We start from the raw sequence: 18,139 nt of genomic DNA on the forward strand, positions 1-18,139 counted from the left end.
TCTTCACACCAAAGCCATATTCCTATCTGGTGAAAACCCCGTAGGGACAGTAGTGCAGGCATCTGCCGCAGTTAATACATTTTTCAGCATCTACTGTCGGCTGGGAAAAACCCTGTTGTTTGATAGCATGTGAAGGACACACCCTTACAGCCGGACAAGGATGGTTCTGAGGGCATAGCCCTTTCCTGATTCTGATACTCACTTATTTCCTCCTGGAACAAAATCAACGTCTGTTGTGATACTACAGAAAAGGCATTTCTAAGTCTGTGACAAATGCACATATCCGCCGAAAGCTAGCCAATCCCATACAGCAATGTTATACTGGAGATATGGAAAGAAAACGTGCAAGATGCTTATCCCTGTTTCTGCTTATTCCCTTTTGTCTGTCCGTCTTGACAGGATGCATGACTACCTCAGTCAATGAAGCCGAAAGACAGGAGGAAATCAGACAAACAAGGATTACTTTTTTCCGTAATTCCTTGTGGATGGTCAACGGCAGCCTCATGGACAATGAGGATATTTCTCTCCTGACAGACGGAGACAGCAATCAGCTTGACTTAATGAAAACACAAATCCCAGGATTACAGGACATCGAGACACTCAGCCAGTTGACCTATACAGGGTTCAGACAGGCTGTAATAGAAGCCGATACACAGTTGCAGGCAACAGCATCCCTCATTGATTTTCCCTCTCTCTCTCCACAGCTGAGCGGAAGCTACGTACCGAAGCAAACAGGTATAGAACTGCTGGTCAAACAACACAAGGACAAAGTAGATACGCTTCTGGATGCAATCCTTGATGAAAAACTCAAGCCTGCCTATACTCTTTTCCAAGAAATGACAAAGCAATATGACATCTACTCTGATTCAATAGGGCAACTAGGCAGGCAGACACTGGCCCCCTTGAAGAAAACATTCAGAACCACTACGAAAACTTTGTTTGAATCAATCTACTACAGCAAGGCAAAAGCCAATGAACAGGAATTACTGCAACAATCCGGTGGAAAATTGCCGATAGAATGAGGAAACAGTATGGAAAGTAAATTGGATCTGTTTGAAGCACATGCTACATCCTCTGCCCAGCCGCTTGCCTACCGCATGCGTCCAAGGACATTGGATGAATACATAGGGCAGGAACACATTGTAGGTGAAGGACGATTGCTGAGAAGGGCAATCAAAGCGGACCAGCTTTCTTCGGTCATCTTCTATGGCCCTCCAGGCACAGGGAAAACCACTCTTGCCAGGGTAATAGCAAACACTACAAAAAGTCATTTTTCTACATTGAATGCCGTCTTGTCCGGTGTATCTGAGCTTCGCAAGGAAATTACCGACGCAAAGGAAAGACTTGCATTATATGGCAAGAAAACAATCCTTTTCGTCGATGAAGTCCACCGTTGGAACAAAAGCCAGCAGGATGCACTGTTACCCTGGGTAGAAAACGGCACATTCATACTGATCGGCGCCACTACCGAGAACCCTTTCTTTGAAGTCAATGCAGCCTTGGTTTCCCGTTCCAGGATCTTCCAATTGAAAAGTCTGACTGATACAGACCTGGAGAAAATCGGACATCAAGCACTGACAGACAAGGAACGTGGCTATGGAAACTATGCTGTCAGCTTTGAAGCCGGAGCATTCGAGCATTTGGTCAAAGTAGCAAAAGGCGACGCAAGGTCCCTGCTCAACGCACTTCAGCTGGCAGTAGAAACTTCAGTCGAGCCATTTCCTCCTCCGGTCGGAACAAAGATCTACATTTCAAAGGATGCTGCAGAGCAAAGCATACAGCAGAAAGCGGTGCTCTACGATAAAGAGGGAGATTATCATTTTGATGTCATCTCTGCCTTCATAAAAAGCCTGAGAGGCTCCGATCCTGATGCTGCTCTTTATTGGCTAGCAAAGATGATTGATGCAGGAGAAGACCCGCGTTTCATTTTCCGTCGTATGTTGATCAGTGCCGCAGAAGATGTCGGGCTTGCCGATCCTAGGGCAATTCAAGTCGTCGAAGCCGATGCCGCGGCATTCGACCGGATAGGCATGCCTGAAGGCAGATTCCATCTTGGACATGCAGCACTCTACCTTGCGACCTGCCTGAAAAGCAATACAACCCTTTCTCTATTTGATGCATTGGCAACAGTACGGGAAGAAAAACAGGCCGACGAAGTACCGAACCATCTCAGGGACGCAAGCCGTGACAGCAAGGGGTTCGGGCATGGAGAAGGTTATCTGTACCCTCATGCCTATAAGGACCATTGGGTAGCCCAACAGTATCTTCCCACATCCCTGCAGGGCAAGGTTTTCTATACACCGGGCAACCTAGGGTATGAAGCAGAAGTCAGGGACAGGGTGCTTTCCCATAGGGAAGCACAACTGGAAGCGACACAGACGGATGCTTTCCCTGAAAACCTCACCTATTCACCTGGGGACAAGGCCAGACAGCAATGGTTGTCCCGTACTACCAGTGAAAGGGGACGTCTGATTGAACTTACGAAGCAGTTGCTTTACCAAAACCTTCATTTTACCAGAAGTGACCGGGTCCTTGTACTCGGTGCAGGGCATGGACTGCTTCTGTGGGAAGCCTTCAGGAAAACTCCAGAAGGCTATGTCTGTGCCCAAGTCCAGACAAAGGAACAGCTTGATCATATTACTCACTATGCAAGCACGTTGGACAAGGTGCTCCGGCCTTTCGTAGCCATGGATAGCAAGGAACATTTTCTTGCTACCCTTGACCCTGCCTTGAAGTTTGAAAAGATAATAGGCAGAAACATCTTCAACAAGTTCGAAGAAACTGAACAGTTGCTGCCATTGCTGAAAGGCAAACTTGCTGCTGGCGGTGTCATGGCTTTTGCCCAGACGGTTCCAGGAGAAGGGTCTCGCCTATCAGATTTTGTCACCGACAATAGTAAATTGCAGGCATTGCTCAAACAGGCTGAACAAGTGATCTTCAAGCATGATCAGTCAGGGTTATCAGGATGGAATGACCAGGATCTGTCTGCGGCGTTCACAGAAAAAGGCCTGTACTGTACGGCAAAGGCCATTGATCAATCAGAATTACGGCATGTTCTGCAAAGTGACATAGCACGTTGGATAAGCGGAACCTATGCAGAGGCATGGCACTGTGCAGGTATTGAAATCGACCTTGAAGCAGTAACCAAGGAACTGGTGACCTACATTGCAGATAAAAATCTGAAATGGAACCATCATATACTGATTCTTGAATCAGCAACAAAAAAAGAAAACCTATTGAAATCTCAAGATAAAAACAAAAATACGGATGAATGGCAAGAAGTACACAAAAAAACACACTGAGGGCCTTCGCAGGTATTTTTGGGTTTTTGTATCCAAAGGGCTAGACAAAACCATATCCTGTCTTTAACAGCTACAGGGGCTTAAAGAAGGCTATAAATACTACTGCTGTAAGTATCTATGGCCCTTTGACAAATGTAGAAAAGTTGTGGGCACTTTAACCCTTTTTCATCTTTCCTATGATATTTTTCAAGTCACCTTTTGTCATATATTTTCGTTTGAATTGGGTTCCCAGCTTTTTATCAAATGCTTCCAGGATGTCATCATAATAATCAAAGACATACATGTTGTTTTCGAATTCAGTCCCTGAAGCCTTTTGAAGACTTTCAATGATTTGCAGTGTCGACCATCTTGATTCAACTGCCTGTTCAATCAGTCGTGTGATTACCAAAGACACAAAACACGAGAGGAAATGGGCCTCTATGCGCTCTTCCTTGCTATGGAAGACAGGCCTGAAGTTCAAATAGCTCTTTGTTATCTTGAAGGTCTCTTCTATTTCCCATAAGCCCCGGTACATTTCAATGATATCAAGGTCACTTACAGTCTTGTTCAACTGGAAGTAATTATCCTTCAAGAACCTGCTTTTCGCATTCAGCGGTCTGTCACCCGGCTCCAGGCCGATTACATTTGTGCAGATGACATAATACCCGTCAAGCATTTCATCTTCTTCCAGTTTCTGTTCGTTGAAGTAGGGTCTTATGCAATCTGCCTTTGAAAGGGATTCCCCGTCGGCTGCAACGATATCAGTCTTGATATACTTATTGCTGCCATAGTTGTTCATGACCGCAGTACTTCCGCTGTCAACGAATCTCATGGCCTTGTTTATCGCATCTTCCCTGTCCTTCTTCGCCTTGTCTGCAAATTTTTGACTATAATAGACGATCTGCCTTTCATTGATTGATACCTTGCTTGTTTTCCCGGTCTCCTTGTCCTTGACATTGATCCTTGCAGGATGAAACCTCGCCTTCATTTTTACCCGGGGAGTACTGCCTGTTCCCGGCGTCCTCCCTTTCCTTATCTTCTCATACCGCTGTTCCTTCTCCGGGACATCAAGGCAGATGTAATCATCCTGGTCCTTTACCCAGCCTTTCATCTCTGCATCAGCACCCCTTACCGTATGGCTTATTACATAGCCGTTATGATCAAGGAGGATGTTCCCCCTGTTGTCACCCGTCATCATGCCTTTGTCTGCAACGACGACAATGTCTTCCATTTGAAGGTCATCCCTGATCGTTTCCATATTGGGCTGGAGTGTCAGGCAATCATTGGTATTCCCATCAAAGAGCCGGTAACTTACAGGCACGCCCATGTCATCCATGAAAAGGCCCATCTGGATTATCGGGCCGGGACGATGCTCCTTGGAGACGCCCCCTTGCTTCATCCCCTTGGGATCGTCGATCTCAAAGTAGTAATTGGTGACATCATAGTACATCAACGTGGTATCCCTCTTGAACTGCTTCTTCATCTGATTGTTCAGATGCCTTACCAGGCCTGACCTCCACCGGAACAGATAATCCAAGGTCCTGTACACATGCTGCAGTTCAAAATCCATCGGTTCGAAGAAGGTTTCCCTGCTGCTGAAGGTCCCCAGCTTGGAATCCGGGTTTATGATCCTTGCATAGATGAGCATCTGGAAAACCTTGTCCATGTTGAATGTGATATCGGTTGACCTCTTTCTGCTGTTGATGAACTTGTCGAGTTTCAACTTGTGGTAGAAATGGGAAATGATGATGTATCCCAGATTCTTTCTGTTGCTGAAGTCAGTTTTTTCTATTTGCTGTTTGTCAAGGAAATCATGGATCCTGATTTTGACCTCGACTTCTTCGTCCAGATAATTCTTCTCAGAGGTTTTCTTCCTTGCAATCTCCTTGAAGTGAGCTACCGGATCATCATACACATCCAGATAATCTTCAACGAACCCCAGATCTTCAACGATCCTTTTCTTTTGGACCCCATGCACCCGATACGATTCCCGTATGTACATCCGGTGTTTGTTGGAACGTTTTTGTGGAATTACGGACAGATACATACAAAGCCCTTCCTTCTTGTTTGGTCTGGTACAACGGGAAGTATGGCAGATTCCCCATGTTTATGCAAGAGTCCCCTGTGTGTACAATTAATCTACACCTAAAAAATATAAAAAAGATATTATCACTTACTGAGAAAGAAAATGTTTCCTGTTTTTGAAAAAGTAGCTGTCAAACAAGGGAAATCTCAAGATAAAAACAAAAATACGGATGAATGGCAAGAAGTACACAAAAAAACACACTGAGGGCCTTCGCAGGTATTTTTGGGTTTTTGTATCCAAAGGGCTAGACAAAACCATATGAATACGGCATATTCATACGGGTTGAATGATATAAGCCATTTCGTGGTGGAAGTAGTTCAATGGTAGAGCGCCAGATTGTGGATCTGGTTGTTGAGGGTTCGAGCCCCTTCTTCCACCTTCACAGGCAAATGTTTGTCGGCATTGTCTGGCTATTTATTTGGGCTGCTAGCTCAGCTGGTAGAGCAACAGACTCTTAATCTGTGGGTCAAAGGTTCGATCCCTTTGCAGCTCATCTATTATATGCGAAAGTAGCTCAGTGGTAGAGCTCCACCTTGCCAAGGTGGATGTCGCGGGTTCAAGTCCCGTCTTTCGCTAGACAAGGCAAGTGATGACAGTCCAAGGAATCACTTGCCTTTTTTATTACATTCGCCTGCAACAAGATTCAGATATATATCTCTTCTTTTCCAGACAAAGTCGATTCACCTCAAAAAAAAGATCCTCTGGATTTTCAGTTTACTATACAAGGGCCTTGAACAGGTTCGATATACCCTGCTTACTTTTTTCGTTAAGCACTCCACCCAACAGCTCGGCAAAACATACCCCTACTGCAGTTTCTTCTGCATTCTTGACCCAGCACAATTCCCCGAAATAGGCAAAATTTATATTTCCTTCAACAACCAGTACAATGGTGTAGCATTCTTTCTTTTTCCCATATACATGCAATGACCATCCCGATGATGATTTCATGCCGATTTTCTCAATGTATCTTGTCGTCTTTATCTCATAGTCAGTAAGCCGTATGATCTTTCCATCAGCAGGCATATACGTTCTATCCTGATAATTGCTCTGAGGAAATGTAAACAGCATCATCTCTTCATCATCATAGAACCGCAAGGAAAACCATTCCCAATTCGTTTCCCGTTTCAGGATGGAACAGGTACCACCTTGTTTATCAAACCACAGCTTGCCTTTCACTGGAATCGTCTTCCCGTCGTACGTCAATTCACCAGATGTCGGCATATTGGTATAGGAATAATAGAATGTGATCTCTCTTTCTCCTGGCAATCCCATCTGTAGCTTACCGTCATCACACTGCCAGATTGCTCCTTTGCCATACCATGATTTCATATGCAAGCTAAAATCCTTATGGGAAAGGTCAACCTGCATATGATCCTTCTTCTTTGTCACGGAAGCGATGCCTTTATAAGCCACCTGTTTGTCCGTTATCGTAATATCGGAAGGAAACAACTGCATTTGCTGCAGATAATGATGGCATCCTGTCTGCATATCCGTGAAAGCCACCATCACGACCTTAGGGGTCATTTGAAACAAAGATGAAGTAAGGTAAACTGGCAGGAATACAGGTTACCGTCTTCATCTGTAAGCGTACCTGTGACATACCACCATTCCTTGCATTTCCTATGAATTCCCCATGCCTGATCAAAGCTTCCATGATTATCAGGATCATATCCAAGTTTTTTCACAGGATATCCTCTTTTTGTTACATGCAAGCTCAGGATCATGTCTGCAAGATATATGGCAGAATCAACAGCTTGCTGTGTACCAAGACCAAAGCCTCCTGCATCATTGCCGACATAATATAGATGCCCTATCGGGGCTATCTGCTTGGGATGTAGGTCTCGCACTGGCCTTACAGTTGGCTACACCATATGATTCACCCCCCACGGTTCCCATTGCATCCGTATCTACCGCAACACATTGGCAGGTGTTACCAATTCGGTCCTGTAGATATGGTCAAACAGATCTGGTTTTATCTTATGGCCGACAGCTGATACATACATATGCAAGATGCGTCCGTACGTCTATATCGGGATTCGGATAGCAAGACATGACTGCATACACAAGCTGCTTACCTGGCGGCGCTGTATTCGGGTACAATGATGTCGTCCCTAGATATACATAATTATGGAATTCTCCGTCTGTACCTTCGGACTTTGCCTTGAATTCTTCATAGAAACCAAAACCACCTTCGGAAAATATTACTGTCATCGGATGTCCAGGTACACAGTCATCAAGGAACCACCGGTAACCAACCGATGCAGGCACAAGATCTGCAGTCATTTCAAAAGCCCCTTCACACAGATGCAATATCTGTGTACGGAACATACCAGGGAAAGGTCCAGACCTATCAATGAATTAAGGAACCGGAGTCATGTCAAGCTGCTGTATCTCTTTTTCCGGCATGTGCAGCATCTTCTTCATGAATTTGCCGATCCTAGCCGATCCTAGCCAATCCGACGGTATCAAACGGGGAAATACGCATTGCATGGAACATCGTTAGCTTTTCCCCTTTCATCTTTGCAACACGTACTTCTTCTTAGAATAACCTGTTTTTCATGATCAGCAGGGCAATCACTTCAAACATAACAAAGCTCATTGCTATAGGACAATTTTCTGTACCAGGCAATCTTGGGTTGGAAAAATATGTAATAGGCTTCATTGCTTCCACCATCTGCTTTCTAGTTTTGATATGGACCGAAAACAACTTTATAGAATCTCCTGAGACGATGGCTCAACTGACCTATAATTTCCTGAAAGGTTTATAATTTCCCTGTCCATAGCCTGATTTCTTAACTAAAAAGACAAATAGTGTTTTGAAATTTTCTATAATACTATCAAAAAATACATATTCAAATGTCATAAGCTGATAATTATATTTTAGAGAATATAGTACTAGCACAATAGAGTACATCAAAATAACACAATACGCAATTCTAGGTATAATTGAATTATGTACGTTAGTATTGCTAGGTATACTTCTCAAATTGCCAAGAACTAACAGTATCAACCTAATTAAAATACAATAAATAAAAAAAACTATTGACATAAGTTGCACACAGATTTATTGTATATATAAATAGCTATAGAAAGATAATTTAATTTAGAACGGAAGAGGTATACATATGAAAAAACTAATTGCATTGCTACTAGCCGGTGCCATGATGGTTACAGGTATATATGCAGCAGACAACGCAACCGGCCATTTGCCAGACGAAGCAAAACTGACCTTGGAATCAAAGATTCCCGGTTTCAGTTACATGGGACTTAGCACGAATTTATTCTATAAGTATTCACCGACAGATTTTGAAAATGAAAACAGTTCAGATTTAACAGTAAAACTCAGTTTGACAGATGAGGAACAGGATGTTGCTTACCTAAATGTGCTCACCAATTACATGAACGGAGCAACGGTCACCGTTTCTGGCACGGCTCTACAAGGCGGTACCCACAACACATCAAGTTATATCAACTATACGGCAAATTTCTACTATGTTCCTAATTCAGGAAGTACTGCTAATAGTTTAGCAACTGGAACGATTGATACTTCTTCGACATCATCGACTACCCTCGATGTTCCCACCAGGACTTCATCAAGTGATTATGCACGGACCAGATATCTCATCAAAGTACAACTTGCAGAGGAATATTCCTCCGTAATTCCAGATATATATACAGGTACCATTACTTTCGCCTATGCACTTAATTAGTGCCTGACATAAACTGACAAGCGTACCGAAGAGGCCCCATCATTATTGACGGGGTTTTTTCTATCAGCATCTTTTCTTTCCCCAAAAAAATTACATAAAGACTTTTTGATTGCCATGACCAGTCCCGTTTCTTCTGTTTTATTTCAACAATCGGGCAATATCATTGTGTCACTCACAAAATCAATCAGACAAAAGAAAACAAAATCTTACTTGACTCAATCTGAAATTGAAGATATTTTTAGGGTCACAGGCTGGTATTTTGGACAAAATCCGAGATTTCAGATAGCCTGCCCAGATGGCGGAATTGGTAGACGCGCTAGGTTCAGGTCCTAGTGTCTGTTAAAGGACGTGCAAGTTCAAATCTTGTTCTGGGCATATGTGTGAGCAACGACATTGCACGTAATCCACAGAAGTGGATTGCGTGTTTTTTTCTCAACAGGGAATAAGTATGTAGTTACCTGCTTCATGCATTATCGAGACTGATATGATATGACATACAGGGAGGAATTTTACCTGTCATGGGAACGACTGAACTTATTCTGATTGCCATAGGCTTGTCAATGGATGCTTTCGCAACCTCAATCTGCAAGGGCCTATGCATGAAAAAGATTAATTATGGACAGACTTTTATCATAGCCCTGTTCTTCGGAGGGTTCCAAGCCCTCATGCCCCTGCTTGGTTGGTTCCTTGGAAGCCGGCTGCAATCCATCATTTCCACCTATGACCATTGGGTGGTATTTGCACTGCTGTCCTTCATAGGTATCAGGATGATCAGGGAATCATTGGCAAAAGACAAGGAAGAAAACTGTACTGTCAGACTTGACCTGAAAGAGCTCCTTATGCTTGCAATAGCAACAAGCATAGATGCCCTTGCCGTCGGCATAGGATTAGCCCTGCTCCCTGGTATGGATATAACACGGGCAATCCTTGTCATCGGATTCATTACTTTCGCCATCTCTTTCGTCGGTGTCATGATAGGCAACAGATTCGGTACGCGTTTCAAAAACAAGGCAGAAACTGCGGGGGGAATCCTATTGGTACTCATAGGACTGAAAATCCTACTCCAGCATCTGGGTTTCATCCATTTTTGATACAAGGATGGCTAGACTGACAACCATGTTGCCCTTGATTGAATGACAGATGCATTGTACTCTTCAAAGTATGAAAATGAGAATATTATGCCTGGGTGAAATCGTAGGCAAACCGGGAGCAACGGTAATTAAAAGCCAACTCAGAAAACTCAAGGCTAAACGGCATATAGATGTAACAATAGCAAATGGCGAGGGCATGACCAATGGGTTCGGACTTGGTAAAAATCATGCAATCAAGCTGTTGAAAAGTGGCATTGACATCATTACCGGTGGGGAAAAAATCTTCTATAAGATTGATATGGTCGACTTTATCAGCAAAACAGGCTATGTACTCCGTCCGGCAAACTATCCGCCGAATGTGCCGGGAAAAGGTATCAAATACCTTGAAGTCGGAGAAACAAAGCTCGCAATCATCAATCTGCTCGGCCTTTCTGATTTTCCGCGCCTCCATCTTGGCAACCCCTTTTCACTGGCACAATACATGGTAGACAAAGCAAAAGAAAGTACGCCTTATATATTGGTACAGTTCCATGCTTCAACGACGGCTGAAAAAAATACAATGGGCTATCTGCTGGCAGGAAAAGCAGGTGCTGTCGTCGGGACACACTCAAAAGCACTGACCAGTGATGCAAGAATCCTTGAAGGAGGTACCGCCTTCATTACAGACAACGGAATGTGTGGGTCAACTCTTTCCGTAGGAGGTTTTGAAGCGACCAATGAAATTGATCAGTTCATCACTGCGGTACCAAGACGAAGCAAGGAATGTTGGGATTCCCTCCAATTGCAGGGAGTTATCGTAACATTAGGTGAAGATGGAAAAGCAGAGGGAATAGAAACCCTCAGAACAGATGTCCATGAAGGTAGTGGTAGCAACGATGTATGAAAAAGTAGAAGTAAAACAAAAGAACAATGACGGTACGGTCGAAGTGGCCTGCCCTACAAGTGCCTGCAAAGGATGTAAAGGCAACTCATTCTGCAACGTCAAAGGCAAGACTTTTCAAGCCATGATTGATAAACAACTACAGGCGGAAATAAAGCCAGGGGACAAAGTCAACGTATACCTCCCGCCTGCAAAGACAATAAGAACGACTTTCATCACCCTGATGATACCTTTGATGATGTTCCCACTATTCTATTTTCTGTTCCCACTCAAGGCAGATTTTGCGAGGTTCCTTGTTTCGGTAGGAGGCGTTGGTGTAGGTTTTGCTGGAGTCGGCATCTATTTTCATCTCAGAAAGAAAAGATACTACCCTCATGTCATTTCCCGAGAAGATGACAGGATTTGAAAAATGGCAAGAAGGTGCAAGGTCCGGTGGATTTCTCTGGTAATGCTTTGTGCCATGGCTCTTGTCTTGTCTGCGTCCTGCTCCTTTGTTGCCCAAGACACAGATGCAAGGCCAAAACCGGCACAGCATCCGGACCTTCAGCTTACTGACGGCAGTTATACACTTTCGCAAGCAGGAACAGCACCTGTAACTGTAGTAGCCAAAAATATAGAAATCTATGGGAAGGCACATAAAGCCTTGATGGACAACCTCAGCTTCACGCAATATGATAGTGACGGCGTCTTGAAAATGCAAGGTAAGGCTGATTACTGTAGTCTCGATACAGACAGCTACAGTGCGCAGCTGGATGGCAACATTTTTCTTGAATTGCCTGAAAGAAAATTTTCAATAGATTGTTCATCGTTGGATTGGGACAACTCCTCTAAAGTGCTCTCCAGCACAAAAGGCAAAGTATCGGTAACATTCAACGGAAATGATACGATAACAGGTACTGGTTTTTCAGGTAATCTTGCAACAAGGACATTTGAATTTGCGACACTTGAGAAAGGAGAATTGCATGAAGAATAAGCTGCTGGTTTCTGCCATACTGCTGAGCATGTGCATCATGCGGCTTTTTGCTGAACCTATCTCCTTTTCGGGTGGCTATACGCAGCTCAAGATGCAGCAGGACCACCAGGTCATCCAATTGAAGGAAGGAGCCCATGTCACTATCGGGTCCCTTTCAATCGATGCAGATACCATAGAGATAAGCGGAAAAGACTATGCCCTGCTTACCTGCAGCGGTACCGTTCTGGTCAAGGATAGTGACAAAGGGCTGACCATCAGATGCAATGAGATTTCCTACGACAGGTCTTCCCAGATAATCAGAGTCAACAGTTTCATTGAACTTGACGACACTTCCGATGCCTTGCATGCAACCGCTTCAGGGCTCAGCTATAACCGCGGGTCTGGGAAGATTGACCTGCAGGTTGCCGTAAAGCTTTATCATGATGCAGATGGCAAGTTGATGAAATGTAATGCTGACTACCTTTCCTTCGATACAGAACAGAACAATCTTGCATTGCTGGGCAATGCAAAGGTAACCTATGCAAAGGATATTTATGATGCCCAAGCCATCAGCGTAGATCTCAAGGACAACAGGATTACGATGGATGGTTCCATCAGGGGGACTGTCAATGACTAGACCGCAGAAATTTTCACATTTGCTTGAAATTAAAAATCTGAAGAAAAGCTATGGGAAAAAACAAGTAGTCAAAGGTATTTCCTTTTCTGTCAGAAGCGGCGAGATCATAGGTCTGCTTGGTCCCAATGGAGCAGGAAAAACAACTACCTTCTATATGGTCGTAGGTTTTCTGAAAGCCCAAGGCGGGCAGATTCGGATAGATGGAGAAGACATTACCAAACTGCAGATGTACCAACGTTCACAACGAGGCATATCATATCTGCCACAGGAACCGAGTATTTTCCGAAAGTTGACAGTAGAAGACAATCTTCGCCTTGTCATCCAGACACGGACCGATCTCAGCAAAGCAGAAAAAAAAGAAGCAGAAGAAAGACTGCTTGAAAATTTCGGCTTGCAGGATTTGCGCAAGCAGTACGGTGACACACTTTCAGGAGGAGAACGTCGTAGGACTGAAATTGCACGGGCTTTGGCCATAAATCCCCATTTCCTGCTCCTTGATGAGCCTTTTGCAGGAATTGACCCCAAAGCAGTAAGTGATATAAAAAGAATTGTGCGCCAACTTTCCCAACGTGGCATCGGTATCCTGCTTACTGACCACAATGTCAGGGATGCCCTTGCAATAACCACTTGTTCACATATAATAAACGAGGGTACCATCTTGGTAAGCGGCGGCAAGGAAGAACTGCTTGCCGATGAGGTTGCAAGGGACATATACTTCGGTACAGCTTTTGAGGAGGACTAGGCATGGCATTGACATTGGAACTGGCAACGAAGCAATCACTGACGTTGTCTCCATTGATGCTGCAGCGCCTGGAACTCATGGCCCTTCCACTGCAGGACCTGCAGGCAAAGATCCAAGAAGCAGTTGAATCGAATCCTGCCCTTGAGATCCCTGCCAATTTCGAAAAATCCCTCGACAGGATTACCGATACATTGCCTGCAAAGGTGCAAGGAGACGACTATTCTGATTCTTCTGCCTACGGCAGCGACCTTGCCACCTCAGCAACATATGACCGTGAAGCTTCAGATCGCAAGCAAAGCTTTATGGAAAATGCCCTTGCCTCGGGCGAAACTTTGATGGAGCATCTCCTTGAGCAGTTGCATACTGATCATCTCACGGAAGAAGAAAACCATGTAGGTGAACTTATCATAAGCAATCTCGATGGACATGGTTTCAACAGGACCGATCCTTACAGTTTGCTTTCTCCAGTCTCGGTTACGAAATCTGAAGAACCTACTGAGCAGCAAAGGCAAACGATAGAACGGATATTGAAAAAGGTACAGCGTTACGAACCGATTGGATGTGCAACTTCCGATTGGAGACAATCAGTTGTTATCCAAGCAGAAGAAAAAGGACTGCAAGGTTCACAATTGGAAACGTTCGATATGCTGGTGCATTTTTTCCTTGAAAAAATCAGGGAAGGAAAAAGGGTACAGGTCTGCAAGAAACTGGATATCACAGAAACACAGCTTGATGATTATTTGGAACTACTGAAAAGCCTTACCCCTTATCCAGGAAATGCATACGACAGTGCCCCTGATTCTTTCATCATCCCGGACATATCAATTCATGCAAAAGACGGAAAACTGGAAATGACCACCAGTGCAGCCAATCTTCCGGACCTTGAGATCAGCCGTGACTTCATAGAATTAGGAAGGGACATCACAGATAAAGAAACCAAAAAGTATATCAAGGACCAACTGGCAGCTGCGAAGGAATTGATTACTCAAATCAAAATGCGAAACGGCAACATCTATAAGCTGGGACTTATTCTCTTGGAACGGCAGAGCGAATACTTTCTCAAAGGACCGCTTTATCTTAAGCCACTGACCCAAAAAGAAGTTGCTCAGCAGATGGATGTACACGAAACGACAGTCTCCCGGCTGGCAAATTCCAAGTGGATTGACTGTGATTGGGGCATAGTTCCGGTCAAATCACTTTTTTCCGTCGCAGTAGCAACAGGAGATACCCCCGGCAGCAACGAAATGAGCAAGACAGCCATCAAGGAAGTAATCAAGCAGATACTCGAGGCCAATGAGGGCAAGAAGGCACTCAGTGACCAGAAAATTGCCAATAAGCTAGAAGAACAAGGTATAAAGATTGCACGCAGGACAGTTGCCAAGTATAGGAAAGAATTGAATATCGACACTGCATATATCAGGAATGCAAACCTCTAGAGTTGTCCTTTTGGATTCTTTTTACTACTTCTTTTGCACAGCCTTCTATATCCTCCATAAGTTCAGAAACCCAGAAACGACATATTTGCCATCCACAGGCTTCTAATTGTGCATCTCTCATATAATCATCAATCTTACGGTTTCCAAAAGAATCTTGATGAAACTTAGCTCCATCGATTTCAATATCAATTTTTATTGTGTCAATATAAGCTAAATCCAAACGACGACCAACACTTGGTACCTCGTATTGTGTCAAGCAAGTTATACCATTGTTTTTTAGAACATTGAAGAAACGTTCTTCCCATATAGATTCAAAACGAGGGCGTGAGATATTTGATATAGTCTTTGTTTTAGGATATTCAGCAAGTTTTTCTAAAACTTTTATATTGGAATTTCGACATCTCTCCCTATCGCCTACCACCAATAACAACGCTTTTGCACGGCTAATTGCTACATTGTATAAATACCAATTACTGGAATCAGTAATATACCATGCCTTGCCACGTGTACAAATAATTTCATCATTATATGCCAGAACAAAAATAATGACATCACATTCGCCACCTTGAAAAGAACTTATTGTATTACAAGTAATTGTATCACCATCAAGTTTTTTCTGCTGAAGCATTTCCTTTAGCTCATCGACTACTCGTCTTAAAGGACTTAAAATACCAACCATTCCTTCATATTTATTCGACACAAGCAATTGTACGTAACTAACTGCTTTAAGCAATTCTTTTTCATAGTTATTCTTAACATCAAGCCATTCAATTCCTCTCTTAAAACCAAGATTAGAAGGATAATGAAAAACTTTGTTGGCCGTCCTACCTCTTAGTTGATTTGCATAAAACATATCATTTTCAAAGTTTACAATATCCTCATTACAGCGAAAATGTTCTTTCAACATAATACTTTTACCAGGCATTGCTTGGTAAGCACTATTATGTAAATATTGAAATTTTTCCAATGATTGCAATCGTTCATGACAAAATAAATAGTCATGTTGTTCCTGTGACATATTAAGAATAGGCTGCAATTGTTTCGTATCTCCCATAAAACAAGCACGTTTGGCGCGGAATAAAGCGGGAATAATAGATACTACATCACACTGAGCAGCTTCATCAATTACTACTTGGTCAAAAATTGCAGGTAAACATGGCGCTGTATATTTCAAAGACAAAAGACTCATTGCCCACGCGGGGCAAATTTCCTGAAATTTAGAAAAAGTACCCTTCATTATTGCAATATCAGTTGGTTTTGAAGATTGTAATAAATATAATTCCTCCTTGTTTCTAAACTTGGCCTGTAAAGAAGAAATACTTGACATCTCTTCTTCTGTAATACGTTCTCCATCTTCATGTCTTTTCTCAAGATATGCGCCTGTTGCACTCTTATTCAACTGCATCAAAATCTGTTTCAGTCCATTCTTTTCTGTTGCGGTATCTTTATTTTGGATTTCAACTTGTTGCCATGCAGATTGACGCTCAATTATATCTTTTCTATATTGAGTATAAAGTCCTATGCAGTTATCAATAGCTATCCTTATTGTTTCTTTGCTTTTCCCTTCAATACATGCTGTATAAAATTGTGGATATGCTGCTTTAAAAAAAGCAACTGCTTTGTCATGCTTTTTTTGTCGGAATAAATGCCAGATAAGAAAAAAAATACCATTATGCTTAGAAAATGAAAGATTTTTGGAGTGTTGTTTAATTACACTGGTCTCATATGAAAGATTCAAAGTATCAATATTAGGTTCTTTTAGTGCATCTAAAAATTTTTGGCAAGATTGACTTTCAGCCTGTAATGCAAGACATAGCCTCCTTGACGCTGCATCTTCCAAAGCAAAACGTTCCTTGATTTCTGTATAAGCTTGCAATGTATTGTTTAATAATTGCAAATCCTTGGCATATGCATAATCATTAAGCAAAGACAAAGTTGCTTTTTCGATTTCAGTGTCCTTACCATACCAAGGATTTGAAGGAAATTTATCAGTTTCTACAGAACAGAACTGAATCAGTGGAATCTTATGTGCAAATAGCGAATCAGCTCTGTCTCGAATTGCATCGACTGCTTTATGATTTTTGCTAGTAAAAAGCACAGATTCCCCATAAAATTGGCAATTTGCAATCAAATTTGTTGCAACTTGTGATTTGCCTGTACCGGGAGGACCACAAATCTTGAAAATAGAATTATTAAGAGCACCTTCGACGGCTTCAATCTGTTCTTGGTTGCTCTCAATGAATGGTATGGCATTTTTTTCTGATCGTGCAGAACAAACCAATGGAGTTTTTCGATAGACATATGCAAGAGCAGTCTGATCCAATACCTTGCCAGGAAGACTACTGATATATTTAAGTTCCCTTATAAGAGACTTCGTATACCTGGTTTCTGAAATCACATAAAAGACAACGGTATTTGACAGACTCGATTTTCCCGTAAGTATGGTATCGGGCAAAATTTGATCCAATAGATTAGGATCAAAGCTATGTAACTTAGATATGTCAGATTCAGCATATATATCCTGCACAGCATAAAAAAGATCAACAAGTCCTCTATTCTCTTCTTTATGTCCATACGTACTAATTGTATGCAGAAATCCTTTTTTTCTTTTCTTATTCAGCTTACACTCTAACCAGAAATTGTTAATAGCACAATGTTTCATCTGCAATTCAAAGGTAATTGCATTTGGCTTGTCGGGACTTTTTACTTTTACAGGAATAACCCCTACCGGTACAATAAGAGGCTTTTCTTTTCTACTTATATCCAGTAGCAATGGATAACCCAAATATACTTCTTGATTTTCATCCAATTTAGAATAAAACCTGTGAATTGCATTGCGATCCTTTCTTTTGAATGGAATTGTAAGTTCCTTTGTGTCGCCTATTTCATCCAAAGGACGTAGCCAATTTCTTTCCATACGTTCAGGCAGGAAAAAACTAATATCACGATTATCCGGGAAAAGTAAATGATTTGGTAATTCCTCTGATTGAACACATTGAATATAAAAAGATAAAAGATTCTTAAAATTTATCCATTCATTATCGGAAACACAATGTCTTTCATCTATCACAACTTCATTTAATTTCCTATGGCTAAGCTTTTGCCAATGTTCAAGGCCCTTTTCTGTCAGTTGATATTTTCCATATACATCATTTTCAATAAGATTTTCCGCTTCAAGAGATCTGACCACAGTAAGGATTGAAGCCACAGGTGTTACCTGAAGAATAATCTTTTTTAGTTCATCTAAGCTGACCGATTGGCAAAAGCCTTTTTTATCTTCATTCCAGTATTGTAGATAATTAGTTAAATCTTCTCCCTCCATAC

Annotated in this window: 15 protein-coding genes, 4 tRNA genes and 1 pseudogene; 14 read left to right on the plus strand and 6 right to left on the minus strand. The window is 42.4% G+C overall.

Annotated features, from left to right (window positions below; translation table 11 throughout):
• Positions 1 to 22 precede the first annotated feature (22 nt).
• Complete coding sequence (locus LKE40_05240) at positions 23 to 202, minus strand: 4Fe-4S binding protein (protein MCH3916861.1); 180 nt, start codon at positions 200 to 202, stop codon at positions 23 to 25.
• 127 nt (positions 203 to 329) lie between these two features.
• Between LKE40_05240 and LKE40_05245 the strand changes: the two genes are divergently transcribed.
• Both LKE40_05245 and LKE40_05250 read left to right on the plus strand, forming a co-directional pair.
• Positions 330 to 1,022 carry a hypothetical protein gene (locus tag LKE40_05245; protein MCH3916862.1) on the plus strand — a complete coding sequence of 231 codons (693 nt, stop codon included), beginning with the start codon at positions 330 to 332 and terminating at the stop codon, positions 1,020 to 1,022.
• 9 nt (positions 1,023 to 1,031) lie between these two features.
• Positions 1,032 to 3,302, plus strand: a complete 2,271-nt coding sequence (locus tag LKE40_05250; GenBank protein MCH3916863.1) for an AAA family ATPase — start codon at positions 1,032 to 1,034, stop codon at positions 3,300 to 3,302.
• A 154-nt stretch (positions 3,303 to 3,456) separates the two neighbouring features.
• Here LKE40_05250 and LKE40_05255 read toward each other — a convergent pair whose 3' ends face one another.
• Complete coding sequence (locus LKE40_05255) at positions 3,457 to 5,328, minus strand: IS1634 family transposase (protein ID MCH3916864.1); 1,872 nt, start codon at positions 5,326 to 5,328, stop codon at positions 3,457 to 3,459.
• Positions 5,329 to 5,673: 345 nt separating this feature from the next.
• Here LKE40_05255 and LKE40_05260 point away from each other — a divergent pair.
• From LKE40_05260 to LKE40_05270, 3 genes are all read left to right on the plus strand, one after another.
• Positions 5,674 to 5,745: transfer RNA gene (locus LKE40_05260), tRNA-His, on the plus strand.
• Positions 5,746 to 5,787: 42 nt separating this feature from the next.
• Positions 5,788 to 5,860 (plus strand) — tRNA-Lys (locus LKE40_05265).
• Between the two features lie 10 nt (positions 5,861 to 5,870).
• Positions 5,871 to 5,942: transfer RNA gene (locus LKE40_05270), tRNA-Gly, on the plus strand.
• A 142-nt stretch (positions 5,943 to 6,084) separates the two neighbouring features.
• On the opposite strand, the gene LKE40_05275 is transcribed toward LKE40_05270, so the two are convergent.
• From LKE40_05275 to LKE40_05285, 3 genes and pseudogenes are all read right to left on the minus strand, one after another.
• The gene (locus LKE40_05275) at positions 6,085 to 6,435 is read right to left on the minus strand and encodes a hypothetical protein (GenBank protein ID MCH3916865.1); all 351 of its coding nucleotides are present in this window, start codon (positions 6,433 to 6,435) and stop codon (positions 6,085 to 6,087) included.
• 138 nt (positions 6,436 to 6,573) lie between these two features.
• A pseudogene (locus LKE40_05280) lies at positions 6,574 to 7,091 on the minus strand (carotenoid 1,2-hydratase).
• Between the two features lie 253 nt (positions 7,092 to 7,344).
• The gene (locus LKE40_05285) at positions 7,345 to 7,695 is read right to left on the minus strand and encodes a hypothetical protein (GenBank protein MCH3916866.1); all 351 of its coding nucleotides are present in this window, start codon (positions 7,693 to 7,695) and stop codon (positions 7,345 to 7,347) included.
• Between the two features lie 797 nt (positions 7,696 to 8,492).
• On the opposite strand from LKE40_05285, the gene LKE40_05290 reads away from it, so the two are divergent.
• The 9 genes from LKE40_05290 to rpoN all read left to right on the plus strand — a co-directional run bounded on the left by LKE40_05290 (position 8,493) and on the right by rpoN (position 14,815).
• Complete coding sequence (locus LKE40_05290; protein MCH3916867.1) at positions 8,493 to 9,077, plus strand: hypothetical protein; 585 nt, start codon at positions 8,493 to 8,495, stop codon at positions 9,075 to 9,077.
• A 289-nt stretch (positions 9,078 to 9,366) separates the two neighbouring features.
• A tRNA-Leu gene (locus LKE40_05295) sits at positions 9,367 to 9,452 on the plus strand.
• A gap of 143 nt (positions 9,453 to 9,595) precedes the next feature.
• Complete coding sequence (locus LKE40_05300; GenBank protein MCH3916868.1) at positions 9,596 to 10,168, plus strand: manganese efflux pump MntP family protein; 573 nt, start codon at positions 9,596 to 9,598, stop codon at positions 10,166 to 10,168.
• A gap of 76 nt (positions 10,169 to 10,244) precedes the next feature.
• Positions 10,245 to 11,051 carry a YmdB family metallophosphoesterase gene (locus LKE40_05305; GenBank protein MCH3916869.1) on the plus strand — a complete coding sequence of 269 codons (807 nt, stop codon included), beginning with the start codon at positions 10,245 to 10,247 and terminating at the stop codon, positions 11,049 to 11,051.
• Positions 11,017 to 11,454, plus strand: a complete 438-nt coding sequence (locus tag LKE40_05310; GenBank protein MCH3916870.1) for a SoxR reducing system RseC family protein — start codon at positions 11,017 to 11,019, stop codon at positions 11,452 to 11,454. The genes LKE40_05305 and LKE40_05310 overlap by 35 nt, the downstream gene beginning before the upstream one ends.
• Before the next feature lie 3 nt (positions 11,455 to 11,457).
• Positions 11,458 to 12,021, plus strand: coding sequence for an LPS export ABC transporter periplasmic protein LptC (lptC, locus tag LKE40_05315; GenBank protein ID MCH3916871.1), 564 nt, complete (start codon positions 11,458 to 11,460; stop codon positions 12,019 to 12,021).
• Positions 12,011 to 12,637 carry a hypothetical protein gene (locus LKE40_05320; protein ID MCH3916872.1) on the plus strand — a complete coding sequence of 209 codons (627 nt, stop codon included), beginning with the start codon at positions 12,011 to 12,013 and terminating at the stop codon, positions 12,635 to 12,637. The genes lptC and LKE40_05320 overlap by 11 nt, the downstream gene beginning before the upstream one ends.
• Positions 12,630 to 13,379, plus strand: coding sequence for an LPS export ABC transporter ATP-binding protein (gene lptB, locus LKE40_05325; GenBank protein MCH3916873.1), 750 nt, complete (start codon positions 12,630 to 12,632; stop codon positions 13,377 to 13,379). The genes LKE40_05320 and lptB overlap by 8 nt, the downstream gene beginning before the upstream one ends.
• 2 nt (positions 13,380 to 13,381) lie before the next feature.
• Positions 13,382 to 14,815, plus strand: a complete 1,434-nt coding sequence (gene rpoN / locus LKE40_05330; protein ID MCH3916874.1) for an RNA polymerase factor sigma-54 — start codon at positions 13,382 to 13,384, stop codon at positions 14,813 to 14,815.
• Here rpoN and LKE40_05335 read toward each other — a convergent pair.
• Positions 14,796 to 18,137 (minus strand): AAA domain-containing protein, encoded by a 3,342-nt coding sequence (locus LKE40_05335; GenBank protein ID MCH3916875.1) that lies wholly within the window; start codon positions 18,135 to 18,137, stop codon positions 14,796 to 14,798. The two genes, rpoN and LKE40_05335, sit on opposite strands and share 20 nt — an antisense overlap.
• Positions 18,138 to 18,139 lie beyond the last annotated feature (2 nt).

The organism is Spirochaetia bacterium (assembly GCA_022482625.1).
In the GTDB taxonomy this organism is placed as follows: domain Bacteria; phylum Spirochaetota; class Spirochaetia; order Sphaerochaetales; family Sphaerochaetaceae; genus Pleomorphochaeta.